This window comes from Anaerocolumna sp., assembly GCF_032079385.1.
GTDB lineage: Bacteria > Bacillota > Clostridia > Lachnospirales > Lachnospiraceae > Anaerocolumna.
In genome coordinates this window covers 1-15,577 of sequence record NZ_DAMAUC010000007.1, presented here as the reverse complement: position 1 = coordinate 15,577, position 15,577 = coordinate 1, and the positions used below count along the sequence as shown (strand labels likewise).

Here is a 15,577-nt window from a genome sequence, read left to right as displayed (position 1 = left end):
TTATGAAAAAATAATTTAAAATAAAAAATATTCAATACTCATTAATCCATATCATGTAATTGCTTTTTCAGTTCCATTAATCGGTCTCTTAATTCTGCCGCTACCTCAAAGTTAAGTTCTGCTGCCGCCGTATGCATATCTTTTGTAATCTTCTTCACTACCGCTTCTAATTCTTTTCTGCTCATGGATTCAGGATCTTTATCCATCTTATAATAGTCTTTATCTGCTTTCTTGGATATACTTATTAGCTCACGAACCTTTTTCTGAATGGTAGTTGGCGTAATACCATGTTCTTCATTATATTTATCTTGAATCGCCCTTCTTCGATTGGTTTCGGAAATGGCTTTATTCATAGAATCTGTCATACGATCTGCATACATAATAACCCGTCCTTCTGAATTACGGGCAGCACGTCCTATTGTCTGTATCAGGGAAGTTTCAGAACGTAGGAAACCTTCCTTATCCGCATCCAGTATAGCTACTAAAGTTATCTCCGGTATGTCTAATCCTTCTCTTAGTAAGTTAATACCTACCAATACATCAAATACATCCATTCTCATGTCCCTTATAATTTCAGAACGTTCTAAGGTATCAATATCGGAATGCAGATATTTAACGCGGATTCCAACTTCCCGCATGTAATCAGTTAAATCTTCCGCCATTCGTTTGGTCAATGTAGTAACCAATATCTTATTCTTGTGAGCCACTTCTTTATTTACTTCAGAAATCAAATCATCAATCTGTCCTTCCACCGGACGTACAGAAATCTCCGGATCCAATAAACCGGTAGGTCTGATGATCTGTTCTGTACGAAATAATTCATGTCCCTCCTCATAGATAGAAGGAGTAGCAGATACAAATAACATCTGATTTATTTTACTTTCAAATTCATCAAAATTTAATGGACGGTTATCTTTGGCAGAAGGAAGACGAAATCCAAACTCCACCAAAGTGCTTTTTCTGGACTGGTCACCAGCATACATTCCTCGTACTTGTGGTATAGTAATGTGGGACTCGTCCACAATAATCAAAAAATCATCTGGAAAATAATCTATTAAAGTATGGGGTGTACTTCCAGGTTCCAAGCCGGATAAATGTCTGGAATAGTTCTCAATGCCGGAGCAGAATCCGGTTTCCCTTAACATTTCAATATCAAAATTAGTTCTCTCCGATATTCTTTGGGCCTCTAATAACTTGTCCTCACTCTTAAAATATTTCACCCGTTCTTCCAGTTCAGCCTGAATAGTTTTAATCGCTGCTTCCAGTTTTTCTTTAGATACTACATAGTGGGAAGCGGGGAATATAGCCGTATGTTCCAATATACACTTAACTTCTCCTGTTAACACATCAATCTCTGTAATTCGATCTACCTCATCACCAAAGAATTCTACACGAATGGCGCGATCGTCGGAAGTTACCGGGAATATCTCTACCACATCGCCTCTTACACGGAAAGTACCACGTTTGAAATCCATATTATTTCTTATATATTGAAGATCAACCAGCTTTCGTAACACTTCATCCCTATCCTTGATCATACCCGGTCTTAAAGAAATAACCATTTCCTGATAATCAATTGGGTCACCTAAACCATAGATACATGAAACGCTGGCTACAATAACAACATCTCTTCGTTCTGATAAAGCTGCCGTAGCAGAATGCCGCAACTTATCAATTTCATCGTTGATTGCTGAATCTTTCTCTATATACGTATCGGTTGACGGAACATAGGCTTCCGGTTGGTAATAATCATAATAACTTACAAAATATTCAACTGCATTTTCCGGAAAGAATTCTTTAAACTCCCCGTATAACTGAGCTGCTAGTGTTTTGTTATGAGCTATGACTAAAGTAGGTCTATTCAGAGCCTGAATCACATTAGCCATGGTAAACGTTTTACCGGACCCTGTAACGCCAAGTAATGTCTGAAACTGATTTCCTTCACTAAACCCTTTTACCAGATCTGCTATGGCTTCAGGCTGATCTCCCGTAGGAGCATATTCAGAAACAAGCTTAAAATCACTCATCTGTCTTATCCTTTCTATATAATATCTATTGAAGTTATTTTACATTTATATTTATATCGTACAATCTATTTGAAATTATATCATGGACGTAAAGCACATTCATGCCTTGAAGCTCCACTCAGAATTCTCAAACAGACATGTCGTTTAAAGACTCTGTCTCTCACTATCCTCATATCGTTTTTTTATTGTATCATATCACCAAATTAAAATCAATTGTTTTTCGAATGTTTGTTCTAATTTATTGTGGTAATTCTTCTTTCATTTTATTAAGGGAAATTGAAAATCAATTCCAATCTCCCTTTAAAAATCTTTTTAAGTAATCTTTTTAATTTGGCCGTAAAACAGCAAAGCCACTCAGCAAAAAGTAAGATCAAATATTTAGCCTCAACCATTCTCAGATTATCTCTAATAGGTTCCATTCCTTTTATAAAACTATTAACTAATACCAACTAACCAATGCCGATTAATTAAGACCTATTACTTAAAACTGATTATTTAAGACCTATTATTTTAAACCGATTAACACAAAACGAGCTTTTCTTCCTTTCGGTTTGAAAAACTCGTTTCACTCATATTACTATTCTATTTATCTATTTCTTTTTTAATAATTTCAATCGCCTTTTGTAACTGATTATCCTCTTCTTTTTTAATGACAACCTTCTTCTTTAGTTCATCCTTCAATTCCACAGTCACATCCGGCTTAATACCGATACCGTGAATATCCTGACCTTTTGGAGTAAAGTATTTGGATACTGTAACTTTTATTGCCGTGCCGTCCTGTAACGGGATAATAGATTGTACAATACCTTTTCCAAAACTTGTTGTTCCAACAATGGTCCCTTTGCCATAATCCTGAATTGCCCCTGCAAATATTTCCGATGCACTTGCACTTCTTCCATTAATTATGACTGCCAATGGCTTGCTAAATTCTTCTTTACCATCGGATTTCTTTTCTTCACGATTGCCATACTTATCTTTTGTATAAACAATTAAGCCTTTGGGCAACATACGGTCTAACATATCAGAAACTGTATTTAAAAGTCCGCCTGGGTTATTTCGAATATCTATAATAAGTCCTTTTTGGCCCTGCTTATCAAGTTCTGCTATGGCATCCCTGAATTGTTGTGCTGTCACTTCATCAAATTCAGAGATTGTGATGTAACCAATCTTTCCATCTAACATTTCATAAGAGATGGTAGGCACTTCAACAACTCTTCTAGGAATAGAGAAATCCAAAGGTTCTGATTCTCCCTCTCTTATAATGGAAACTTCAACTTTGGTTCCTTCTTCTCCTTTGATTCTGCTTACTACCTCTGTTAGATCAAAACCTGTAACTTCTTTGCCCTCCACTTTATATATTATATCTCCAGGCAAAAGACCAATTTCATATGCAGGTCCTGTCACAAATGGTGTTACAATGGAAATAATACCTGTAGTCACATCTTGGGTCACTGTAGCACCAATTCCGCAGTAGATACCACTGGAGGATTCCATTAATGATTTATACTCCGCTTTTGTATAATAAGTAGAATATGGGTCGCCTAAACTTTGTAATATTCCCTTATAAATTCCATCTGCAAAGGCTTCTTCATCCACATTTTCAAAATAATAATGGTCAATAAGAGCTTCTATTTTCTTAACTTTTTTCATTATTTTTTCATTATGCTCTTCATCTTCCGTTTTTTTTGCAGCAGCTTCTGCATTATTTATTTTGTTTAAGCCTGCATTATCATCTTTTCTATCCGGTCCAACTACATAAATAGTTAATGCTATGGTAAATATTATTAACGCACCGGCCAAACCGGACAGAAAGCCTGATAGAAATTTATTTTTCATAATAGCCCCCATTTCTTTTTATAATGTCTAAACTTAATAGCTTACGTAATTTAGCGGGTTTACATAAGAGCCATCTATTACTATACCAAAATGTAAATGTGGTCCAGTTGAATATCCGGTAGAACCTACTAATCCAATAGCATCACCTTGATTTACATAGTCTCCTACTGATACCAATAATTTGGAACAATGCATATATACGGTGTAAACACCATCTCCATGATATAACATGATGTAATTACCTGCTGACACACTATAAGTAGCAGTAACTACTTCTCCACTCTTGGTCGCCTTTATATTGGAACCTGAAGGTGCACCTATGTCAATTCCTTTATGATAAGTGCTTGCACCTGCTGTAGGACTTTCTCTGCTTCCAAAGTTTGATGTTATTCTTCCGCTGGCAGGAACAGGCCATATAAAGTTACCGGAGACAGTACCGGATGAAGAACCGGAAGTGGAACCAGAATCAGACCCAGAATCAGAACCAGAAGTAGAACCGGATTCACTATTTTCCTGTTTCCTTCTTTCTTCCTCTTCTTTTCTTCTGCGTTCTTCTTCTTCTCTCTTTCTTCGTTCTTCCTCTTCTTTACGCCTTCTTGCTTCTTCCAGCAATTGCTCTATCTGTTCTTCCTGTTCTGCAATTTTATCGCTATATTCTTCAGACAGCGCTTGATTTTCTTTTATAGTCTCTTCGTATTTCTTTAATTCTTTATTCTTATCTGCAGATAGTTTTTCAACTGTCTCCTTTTCATACGCAAGTTCTGCTTTTAAAGCCTCAAGATCATCATGCTTCTTTTGAAGAGCAGCTTCTTTATCTATAACATCTTGCTTTAACCTGGTATATTCATCTAAAAGACGGTTATCATACTCGGTAATTTTAGATATGTATTCTACATGATTTAATAGTTCTGCAAGGTTATCCGACTGCATAATAACATCAAAATAAGTAGTGTTACCATTCTCATACATGTACTTGATACGCTTTTTCATGGTATCATATTGATTAGCCTCGGCAATACGTGCTGCTTCTAATTCTACCTGGGCAATCTTTATATCCTTATTCACCTGTTCAATATCTTTGTTTAATGCCTCAATCTCACCCGCAATTGTATTTAACTCCATATCCAATTTTTCTATATATTTAAGTATATCATTCTTATCCTTCTCTAATGCCTTAATTTTTGCTTCCGTTTCTTCTTTCTTTCTTTCAAGGCTGCTTTTTTCATCTTTGGCTTTATCAATTTCAGTTGCAAAGGATAAAATGCGGAAAGGATTTATTACCATTATAACCAATAGAGTTATTAGTATACCATAGAAACCTTTTCTGGCTATGTTTTTTTTACTGCTTTGGTGCTTATCAAATTGGCTTTTGTGCATTTTTGTAACATGCTCCTTTCAAAGTCTTTGAAAGAATGACTTATCATTCACACTTTCCGTAATCAGTTACTTAACTTCTTTTATTCGTAAATGTTTCCTCACGGTCATAAAGCTTCCTACAAATCCGATTCCGATTCCTATGGCTAAGGAGATTGGAATAAGATTAGAGAATATATCATTTATTTTAAGGAATTCAAAGGTACTGAATATATTAATATATTTTTCCGTTATGTAAGATATTACTTTATGATAAATAAAATATAAACCCACTAACGGAAATATGGAACCTAAGAATCCGATGATGATTCCTTCCACAATAAATGGTGATCTAATAAAAAAATCCGTGGCGCCAATTAGCCTCATAATATAGATTTCTTCTTTTCTCACCGAGATACCCATGGTAACGGTTGTACTAATTAAAAATATAGCAACTGCCAGTAAGACGATAATAATTGCAGCGGAAACATATCCCACTAAAGAATTAAAGCTTTCCAGGCCTTCTGCAACCGAATCAGAATGATTAACCTGTCTGACTCCATCTATTTTACTTATGTATTTTACCAGAGATTCCTGCATGGATATATCATTAACATATACCGAATAAGAAGCAGAATCTGCCAGGGGATTATCGTCTCCAAAGGTTTCGGCTAATTCTTTAGTCAGATATTTCTCTTTGTAATTATTCCATGTCTCTTCTGCCGAAATATATACCACTTTAGATACTTCAGCTCTTTTTCGAATTTCATCACCAATGGCTTTTATTCTATCCTCACCGGTACCTGTATCAAAAAAAACCGTTACCCCAACTGAAGTCTCGGCTGTTTTTATCATATATTGAAAATTAGCTACAACAAAATAAAATATACCGAATAAAAACAAACATGCTGAGATTGTTCCAATAGAGGCAAGTGAGAATAATCGGTTTCTTCTTATGCTTTTTAATCCTTGTCTTAAGCTATATATAAATGTATTAATTCGCATGGGTATATCCGCCTTTTTGTTCATCACTGATTAGTATACCTTTGTTCATTGTAATTACTCTCTTTTGCATCATGTCTACGATTTCTTTATTATGTGTAACAACCACCACCGTAGTACCTCTTTTATTAATTTCTTCTAAAAGGTGCATTATTTCCATTGAGTTTTTAGGATCCAAATTTCCAGTTGGCTCGTCTGCCAGCAAAATAGACGGATTGTTCACAAGTGCTCTGGCTAAAGCCACTCTCTGCTGTTCACCACCTGATAATTCACCTGGCAGGGAATTATGTTTGTCTGTCAGTCCCATTACGGATAGGATGGCAGGTACATTTTTCTTGATTTGGTAAGCCGGAATTTCGATTACCCTTTGGGCGAATGCAACATTTTCATATACATTTCGGTCTTTGAGTAATCTAAAATTCTGGAATACCACTCCAACTCCCCTGCGATACTTTGCAATCTGACTACGTCTTAGTCTTGATAAATCTCTTCGATTTACAAAGATTCTTCCACTGGTTGGACTTATTTCCTTTAACATCAATTTAATAAGAGTAGATTTTCCGGAACCACTGCTGCCTACAATAAATACGAATTCCCCCTTAAAAATCTGAAAGTTCACATTACTTAGTGCAGTAGTTCCGGTATGGTAAGTTTTTGTCACTTGATCAAATCGTATGACTGGCGTTTCTAATTCACTTAAATGTTTACTTATATTATAGGAAAATGCCATATTAATACTCCAATGTCTCCATATACTTCATGTATTTTACAACCATCAATGCGATCTTAAAGGTAATAGCGTCTTCGAATACTCTAAGATCCAAACCGGTGCTCTTTTGTAATTTATCCAATCTGTATACTAATGTGTTTCTGTGAATATATAATTGTCTTGAAGTTTCAGATACATTTAAACTGTTTTCAAAGAATTTATTAATGGTGGTTAATGTTTCTTCATCAAAATCATCCGGTGATTTTCCTTCAAAAATTTCTTTGATAAACATTTTACATAAAGGCATAGGTAATTGATAGATAAGACGACCAATTCCCAAATTATTATAAGCGACTATATTTCTGTCACTATAGAAGATCTTTCCTACATCCAACGCCATTTTAGCTTCTTTATAGGATCTGGATACATCTTTAATTTCATTAACAATAGTACCGAAAGACACATGAACTTTTGTCATGGCTTCTGTATTTAACATATCTAAGATTACCTTAGCTGTTTTTTGCATATCTTCATAGGATTCACTTTGTTTTAATTCTTTTACAAGAATTATGTTTTTCTCATCAACTGCAGTGATAAAATCTTTTGTTTTACCTGAGAATAAGCTTCTTACTGTTTCAAGAGCATTCACGTCTTTTTCATTCTTAGTTTCAATAATAAAGACAACTCTTCTTACATCTGTTTCAATATGAAGTTTTTTGGCTCTATTATAAATATCCACCAACAGTAAGTTGTCTAACAATAAGTTCTTGATAAAGTTATCTTTATCATATCTTTCTTTGTAAGCAACAAGAAGATTCTGAATCTGGAAGGAAGCAATTTTTCCTACCATATAAACATCATCACTGTCTCCTTTTGCTAAAATAACATATTCCAACTGATGTTCATCAAACACCTTAAAGAATTGATATCCTTGTAAAACCTGACTATCTGCTGGGGATTCTACAAATGCCAGTACTGCATTCTCATAATCTTCCGCATTATTTATAGTTGTAGCCAAAGCTTTACCTTCTGTATCCATTACACAAATATCAATACGAGTAATTGCTTTTAAACCTTCAATTGTATTTTGTAAAATTTGATTGGAAATCATATCGTCCACTCCTTCAGTGTAAAAATTTAATTTTCTCTATTAATATATACTTATCCCACTCATTTTATCATTATTTTCGTCAAAAGTAAACTAATATCACAGATTTTTCACGATATTTTTCGTACAATTAGGTTAAATCACCTGTTTTACTAATTAGTTTTTTCATTAAACTAATTCAGTACTGCTTATTTTTGCGTAAAATCACAAAAAAAAGACAGGGAACTGTCCCCCCACTTTTACAGTTCCTTGTCTTTTTTACGTCTTTATATTCTATTAATGTGTTATTACTTGCTCAGTATCTTTGTCAAAAATGTGAACTTTTCCTAAGTCAAATGCTACTTTGATAGTATCACCAGGTCTTGCTGTTGTACGTGGATTAACACGTGCAGTAATATCAAACTCATCAACAGTAAAGTATAAATAAACTTCAGCACCTAATAATTCATATACTTTTACAGTAGCTTCTACTATGCTGTCTTTGGAATTATTGATGAATACTTCTTCATCATGTACATCTTCTGGACGTACGCCAAGAATAACGTCTTTATTCTCATATCCGCTGTCTAATAGCTTCTTCGCTTTTGCTTCCGGTAACTTAATGGAATTGGTACCGAATTGTAATAAAACATCAGAACCAGATTTTACAACCTTAGATTCAATCATGTTCATCTGAGGTGATCCAATGAATCCAGCTACGAATAAGTTATTTGGACTATTGTATAAGTTCTGAGGTGTATCTACCTGTTGGATTAAACCATCTTTCATAACAACAATTCTTGTACCAAGTGTCATAGCCTCTGTCTGGTCATGAGTAACATAGATAATTGTTGTTTGTAATCTCTGATGTAATTTAGAAATTTCGATACGCATCTGAACTCTTAATTTAGCATCCAGGTTTGATAACGGTTCGTCCATAAGGAATACCTTAGGATTACGAACAATAGCACGACCCATAGCAACACGTTGTCTTTGTCCACCAGATAAAGCCTTTGGTTTACGATCTAATAAATGCTCAATGTCAAGGATTTTAGCAGCTTCATGAACTAACTTGTCAATTTGATCCTTGGGAGTTTTTCTTAGTTTTAGACCAAATGCCATATTATCAAAAACTGACATATGAGGATATAATGCATAGTTTTGGAAAACCATTGCAATGTCTCTATCCTTTGGTTCAACATCATTAACTAATTTATCCCCAATATATAATTCACCAGCAGTAATTTCTTCCAATCCGGCAATCATTCGAAGTGTAGTAGATTTACCACAGCCTGATGGTCCTACAAAAATGATAAATTCTTTGTCGGCAATCTCAAGATTAAAATCCTTTACGGCAACAAAGCCATTGGGATATGTTTTGTTAATGTTCTTTAAAGATAAACTTGCCATTATAATTTCCTCCCTAAATTGGTTCGTCTTTTTCAGTATATTATCTTGTACTATTACTATATTACTAATCATACACTAATAGTACTTTGAATGCCATATCCCATTTTTACAAATAAAAATCCAGCCTTTTGTCTAATTTGTATACACTTTTCCAAAAATAGGGCATTTACCTATTTTTCGCATAAAAAATTTGAAATTTACTGTTTATATTCAATAAAGCCCTCTCCCATTACTTCTCTTACATCACTTACTATAATAAATGCTTTTGGGTCAATTTCTGAGACAAGCTCTGTAAGATCTACAATTTCTTTTTTTGATACAACACAAAACAGCATTTTTTTATCTTTATTAGAATACATGCCTTTCGCATAAACACCAGTAACTCCACGTTCTAATTTCTCCATAATCGCTTTGGCAATTTCATCATAAGAATCTGAAATTACATAAGCCATTTTTGCAAATTTTAAACCTTCCAGTATTCCATCCGACACTTTTGTAGTAATATAAACAGCAATAATAGCATACAAGGTTTTAGAGATACCAAACACTATGGCACCGACTGCTACAACACAACCATCGATGACAATTAAAATCCGGGGAATGGAGTAATATGGTTTAAATCTATGAATCAGCATAGCCAATAGATCTGTACCGCCTGTAGATGCGGAAGCAACAAATATCATTCCTAATCCAATTCCACCAAGTGCCCCGCCAAACACAGCGGCCAATAGGTAATCCTCCGGCAATATATTAACTGTCGGAACTAATGCTAACGCTGCTGATAAACATAATGTTGCAAATAAGGTATTCAATAAAAGTTTCTTGCCAAGTATATAAACAGCAAATATAATCAAAGGTATATTAAGAATAATATTCGTAACCCAAAGAGGTATCCCCCCTTTAATAATAAAACCGGTAAGTTCCTTAATAACGATTGCAAGACCCGTAATGCCCCCTGTTACCATTCCTAGAGGTTCATATACTAAATTAATAGATACCGCCATTAAAACAGCACCTATTAAAACAAAAACATAATGCATTGCTTTTGATTTCATCAAAAATTTTTCCATACACAAGTCCCTTTTCTCCAGAGTATTTATACCATTACAAATTAATTTATATTTATACTTTACATAAAACACTTTACATTTTGTAAGGATTGAATAAAATACACATTATCTATCATTCCTTTTTAGAGTCAAATATATTTACCTATAATAGATAATAATTGTACTATTCCACTCCCTGCTTTATAATCAATAAACTATTATCAATAGATTATTACATCTACATTATCTAATCTTATAATTCCCTTTTATATATAGTGTAACTGTTGTAGTTGCCTTTATGCCGCAATCCGAATCCGGGGATAAAAATATATTATATTTTACCATCGTATTACCGCTCTTAAAAAGGTCTCCGCTGGACAAGTTAATTAAACCATTCTGACCTTTCACTGTTGCATTACCAGAGTAAAGTATAAGTTCAGAGCCTTCACCAGCTGTCAGGGTTTCATTCTTCTTAACCGTTACTCTTTTATAATTTCCGCTTCCCATTCCTGAAGATTCGCCCAACCTTTTATCCAAATAACTTTTTGTAATTAAAGGATCACCTGCAGAACCCGGCTCAGAAGTAGCTGCACCAACTTCAATGCCTACTTTAAAAACAATAAGCAGGATTACTATAAAACTTATAAGAATTCCGATTCTTTTCTTATGCATATTAAAATCCTTTCTTTTCCAACGTACCCTATAGTATATCAGAAATATATAGGGCTGACAAGCCTGAACATCAGGTCTGACAGGCCTATTGGGCAAAATGCATTGCCTTCTGTTTTAATTATTCAAATAGTATATTAAAAAATGTATTTTTATTATTGTAAATAGTTATAATCTGCTTGAACATAATAAAAACATAAAATAAATTTCAAATGATAATGAATATCTTTAATTTTATCCATGGTATGATATAATGAAAATAATATAGTAAAATACTAACTTATTTTCACTTTCCAGTGAAGTTCCAGATTATGGGCATGCTTTATGTTCATAACATAAACAAAAGGAGTAACGGATTTACTTACAATTCTGAGTGAAATGTCAAAATTAAGTACTGTTTTTTTATTCATGATATAAACGGAGTAGAAAATTTCAGGTTTTCTGTACGTAACGGTAAGATCATGAAACCCTCTTTTATTCACTATAATAAAAAAATATACTATAATTGAGTTAGTCAGTAGCATCTAATTTGTACTGACTCAAAAATTCTATTTGTTATTAAAGGCATTAAAATGCCAGAATCGAGGTTATTATGAAAAATAAAACCGTATTAGTTACCGGTTCCTCCAGAGGAATTGGAAAAGCCATAGCAATAAAATATGCCAAAGAAGGCTATTCTGTTATTGTAAACTGTGCTCATCGGGAAGATGAATTACTGGCTGCAAAGAAAGAAATCGAACGTTATCATGTTCCCTGTCTGTCTTTTCTTGGAGACATTGGTGATTATGATGTTGCATCTGAATTATTTCAACAAATTTACAATACATTTGGCCATTTAGATATATTAGTGAATAATGCCGGCATTTCTTATATAGGTCTTTTTACTGAAATGTCCTCTGACGACTGGCACAAGGTTATTGATACCAATCTGACTTCCGCATTTAATTGCTGCAGACTTGCAGTACCCAATATGATTTCGCGCAAATCCGGAAAAATAATCAATATATCTTCTGTATGGGGTTCTGTTGGAGCTTCCTGTGAAGTAGCTTATTCTGCATCAAAAGGAGGTATACATGCTTTTACAAAAGCCCTGGCTAAAGAATTGGCCCCAAGTAATATTCAGGTAAATGCCATTGCATGTGGTGTTATTGATACAGAAATGAACGGATTCTTAAGTGACGAGGACAAAGATTCTTTAATTGACGAAATACCTTCCAATCGTTTTGGTACTTCTGAAGAAGTGGGAGATTTGGTGTATCAACTTACACATGGAAATGAATATTTAACAGGGCAAATTATAACCTTAGATGGGGGATGGATATAATTCACCATACACTTATATAAAGATTTAAGTTGTTTTGAATTGAGTTTATTATGAATTATTTGATTATGAATTATTTGATTATGAATTATTTGATTATGAATTATTTGATTATGAATTATTTTAATGCCTATTTACCTCTTATTCGGTAAATAGGCTTCGTTATAAGGATTCTTATTAAAATTATCTGGGTTTGTATTTCTCTGAGCCACGCACAAATAGCCGTTATAGATGTAGCTCCTGAAACATGGATATGAACAATATTTCATGGATTATGAGCATTGTGATTAAGTTCAAAACCTGAAATTCTATAAAAATTTTTTCACTAAATATCAACCATTTCTCCTAAAATTAATATATGCACAAACAAATTGCACTTAATTATTCAACGGCCCAAATAAATTAACTATTACTTAGAGTATATATTTTCTTTTTTTATAGCATATTCCAAACCTATATTATCTTTAGTATAAATCCAATGCCTTCATGAGATTCTGCAGCTGGACAATATCCTTCGAAGCTTCTTTCACATTTTTCCCTGCATACGCAGAAGCCTCTTTAGCAGAGAGGGCTTGTGTTACTACGGTACCATTACATTCATAAGTCCATGATACGGTATTCAGATTATCAATGACAGCCAACATAGCACATGCAAATGATTTCATTCTTTCATTAAAATATTCTTCTTTTTGTGCTTCTACTGTATTTTGAAATTCTAAAGTCCAGCCATAAGGTTCTGCTGTTGTCTGAAGAGAATTTAAAAAACCTCCCAATTCCCCGTAGATACCCAAAGTTCCTGCAACTTTTGAATTAGCAGGCATATCTCCAATATATTTATGTTTTGTATTATATACTTCAGCGACCTTTCTAGAAATAGGCTCGTCTTTATATACAATTAAATCTTCAAAATAAACCGTATCTGCCTTTCCTTTTAAACGGTAACTCGCCGTAAATTTATTACTGCTATTTAAAATTGATGATGGTGCCTCATAGACAGATATCCTTATCACCCCATCCTTTTCATTGAAAGTTGTATGGGTATATGCCATGGAAGGCTCCAATAATTCTCCGCTGAATGTCAGCACATTATTTTCCAGGCTCACATTATACTGAGTCGAGGCAGGCGACACAGTAAATCCATGTTCAAATACCCTCCAGATAAACAGACTAATCACAACAGCAGCTGTTATCAATATCCCGATTCCTGCCGTATACCATGTACGATGTTTTACCTTTTTAAGATAATCTATCTCCTTCTGATCTTCCTCATTGCTTTTCACTTCATTCTGCTGCATATCGTCCAGCAACTTTTTACAATCATTACAATCTTTTATATGTGATTCCACAGCTGCATTGGTTACATCACTTGTCAGCTTTTCCACATAAGATGGCAGCAGGTCCTTTATGATTTCACATTTTAAGCCTTCATTCATCTTTCTTTACCTCCTTCAGCAGTCTTTCTTTTCCCCTGAAATAGTTGACTCTTGCCCAGTTTTCTGACATTCCCATAATATCTCCGATTTCTCGAAATGATAACTCCCCTGCTAACCTCAAATATATTACTTCTCGCAATGGTTCCTTCAACTGGTGGAGTTTTCGCATCAATTCCACTTTGCTCATATCTGAAATTACCATATTTTCTGCAGAGCATACAGTGTCTGTCTCTATCCCATCATCAGAAATCATTATCTTTTTATTCTTTTTCATCCAGGCCAGCCATGAATTTTTGGCTATTGCACAAAGCCACGTAGATATTTTACAGCTTCCATCATACTTACCGGCACATCGCACTGCCTGATAAAATGTTTCCTGTGTAATCTCTTCGGCCAAATCTTCGTTATGAGTCAGTGACAGTAAATAGCGATAAACGGTTTTTGCATGCATCTTATATATATGCTCCATGGAGTCCACTATGCGATTTCCTCCTTTCTGCTCAATCTATCTATTAATTGCTTGAAACATGAATTCGTTACAGTTTTATTTAAATTTTTTTCACTTAGTTTGTACTAAACCAACATTTAACTGCACTATATTGATTTTTCCATTATCTTAACTTCTTCCATTTTATCACTGGTAAAACATTGCGTAAATCTTTTATGCATGAATAAAACTATTTTATGCAAATCACATATAAGAAATCCAAAAGCACACTCCTCAAACGTAAACCATTCGAAAAACATACTGTCAATTTTTATTACATTTTAAATTATCTTTTGTCATTGTTTTTAATCTATATTACGCTTCAAAACTCTTTTAATAAAACTCATTATTCTTATAATACAATTTATTTCATAAAAAGTAAAAAGCCCTGCAAATATAATATTTGCAAAGGCTTAAAAATCCATATATTTTATTTCTGCTCCTGCTATTTCTCTAAATATCTCTTTCCTTCACTAAACCCTCTTCCCCTTACTTCGCTGACACGGCTAATCATGACAAAAGCATCTTCATCTATTTGATGCACTAATTTTTCTACCTTATAAAGTTCCCGGTTTGAAACCACGCTTAATAAAATATCCGTCTCTTTTTCCAAATACCCTGTCCTGCCATGTAAAAGAGTAACGCCTCTGTCAATCTCAGAAATAATTGCTGCCTTTATCGCCTCCGCTTTATTGCTTACTACTTTTAACTGCATTTTGTTTGTACCAAGCATAAGAAGCCGGTCCAAAACAATGGTATATACCAGCACCAAAACAATACCATAGAGGACTTTTTCTTTATCACTAAAAGCGGCCTGTAATGCAAGTATTATGCAGTCAAAAACATATAAACTTACTGAAACCGATATACGGGTGTATTTATTGATAATCAACGGTGGTATATCCATCCCGCCTGTACTTGCCCCCGCCCTGATAACAATAGCGATTGCTGTTCCGATACAGATCCCTCCAAAAAGGGTGCATAAAAAAATATCATTCGTCACCCTATATCCCCCTGCTAATTTTTGCAGCAATTCCAGCGCAAAGGGATAACAGAATGTACTAACCAAAGTTGTCAGTGCGAAATTCTTTCCAAGAACCAATAAGCCCAAAATGAACATGGTTACATTAAAACCAAAAACAAGATATGATACAGGCAAACCACTAAAATTATTAATACTTAATGCTATACCGG

13 protein-coding genes are annotated in these 15,577 nt (G+C 34.2%); 1 reads left to right on the top strand and 12 read right to left on the bottom strand.

The window, feature by feature from the left end:
- Positions 1 to 41: 41 nt before the first annotated feature.
- The 9 genes from uvrB to RT261_RS07395 all read right to left on the bottom strand — a co-directional run bounded on the left by uvrB (position 42) and on the right by RT261_RS07395 (position 11,145).
- Positions 42 to 2,027 carry an excinuclease ABC subunit UvrB gene (uvrB, locus tag RT261_RS07435; protein ID WP_313131282.1) on the bottom strand — a complete coding sequence of 662 codons (1,986 nt, stop codon included), beginning with the start codon at positions 2,025 to 2,027 and terminating at the stop codon, positions 42 to 44.
- 582 nt (positions 2,028 to 2,609) lie between these two features.
- On the bottom strand, positions 2,610 to 3,863 hold the full coding sequence (locus tag RT261_RS07430) for a S41 family peptidase (protein ID WP_313131281.1): 1,254 nt from the start codon (positions 3,861 to 3,863) through the stop codon (positions 2,610 to 2,612).
- A 33-nt stretch (positions 3,864 to 3,896) separates the two neighbouring features.
- Positions 3,897 to 5,240 carry a murein hydrolase activator EnvC family protein gene (locus RT261_RS07425; protein ID WP_313131278.1) on the bottom strand — a complete coding sequence of 448 codons (1,344 nt, stop codon included), beginning with the start codon at positions 5,238 to 5,240 and terminating at the stop codon, positions 3,897 to 3,899.
- 66 nt (positions 5,241 to 5,306) lie between these two features.
- The gene (gene ftsX / locus RT261_RS07420; RefSeq protein WP_313131276.1) at positions 5,307 to 6,221 is read right to left on the bottom strand and encodes a permease-like cell division protein FtsX; all 915 of its coding nucleotides are present in this window, start codon (positions 6,219 to 6,221) and stop codon (positions 5,307 to 5,309) included.
- Positions 6,211 to 6,948, bottom strand: a complete 738-nt coding sequence (gene ftsE / locus RT261_RS07415; RefSeq protein WP_313131274.1) for a cell division ATP-binding protein FtsE — start codon at positions 6,946 to 6,948, stop codon at positions 6,211 to 6,213. Before ftsE ends, ftsX begins: the two co-directional genes overlap by 11 nt.
- 1 nt (position 6,949) lies before the next feature.
- Positions 6,950 to 8,038: a PucR family transcriptional regulator gene (locus RT261_RS07410; protein ID WP_313131273.1), complete on the bottom strand. Its 1,089-nt coding sequence runs from the start codon at positions 8,036 to 8,038 to the stop codon at positions 6,950 to 6,952.
- A gap of 273 nt (positions 8,039 to 8,311) precedes the next feature.
- Positions 8,312 to 9,424 (bottom strand): ABC transporter ATP-binding protein, encoded by a 1,113-nt coding sequence (locus RT261_RS07405; RefSeq protein ID WP_313131271.1) that lies wholly within the window; start codon positions 9,422 to 9,424, stop codon positions 8,312 to 8,314.
- 197 nt (positions 9,425 to 9,621) lie between these two features.
- Positions 9,622 to 10,494, bottom strand: a complete 873-nt coding sequence (locus tag RT261_RS07400) for a YitT family protein (RefSeq protein ID WP_313131269.1) — start codon at positions 10,492 to 10,494, stop codon at positions 9,622 to 9,624.
- Positions 10,495 to 10,716: 222 nt separating this feature from the next.
- Entirely contained in the window at positions 10,717 to 11,145 is a 429-nt protein-coding gene (locus tag RT261_RS07395; RefSeq protein WP_313131268.1) for a hypothetical protein, read from the bottom strand.
- Positions 11,146 to 11,734: 589 nt separating this feature from the next.
- Between RT261_RS07395 and ymfI the strand changes: the two genes are divergently transcribed.
- Positions 11,735 to 12,466: an elongation factor P 5-aminopentanone reductase gene (gene ymfI, locus RT261_RS07390; protein ID WP_313131267.1), complete on the top strand. Its 732-nt coding sequence runs from the start codon at positions 11,735 to 11,737 to the stop codon at positions 12,464 to 12,466.
- A gap of 461 nt (positions 12,467 to 12,927) precedes the next feature.
- On the opposite strand, the gene RT261_RS07385 is transcribed toward ymfI, so the two are convergent.
- The 3 genes from RT261_RS07385 to RT261_RS07375 form a co-directional block, all read right to left on the bottom strand.
- Positions 12,928 to 13,896 carry a DUF4825 domain-containing protein gene (locus RT261_RS07385; RefSeq protein WP_313131266.1) on the bottom strand — a complete coding sequence of 323 codons (969 nt, stop codon included), beginning with the start codon at positions 13,894 to 13,896 and terminating at the stop codon, positions 12,928 to 12,930.
- Complete coding sequence (locus RT261_RS07380; RefSeq protein WP_331665429.1) at positions 13,889 to 14,365, bottom strand: RNA polymerase sigma factor; 477 nt, start codon at positions 14,363 to 14,365, stop codon at positions 13,889 to 13,891. Before RT261_RS07380 ends, RT261_RS07385 begins: the two co-directional genes overlap by 8 nt.
- A 463-nt stretch (positions 14,366 to 14,828) precedes the next feature.
- On the bottom strand, positions 14,829 to 15,577 hold a 749-nt coding region (locus tag RT261_RS07375; protein WP_313131262.1), incomplete at its 5' end, for a YitT family protein.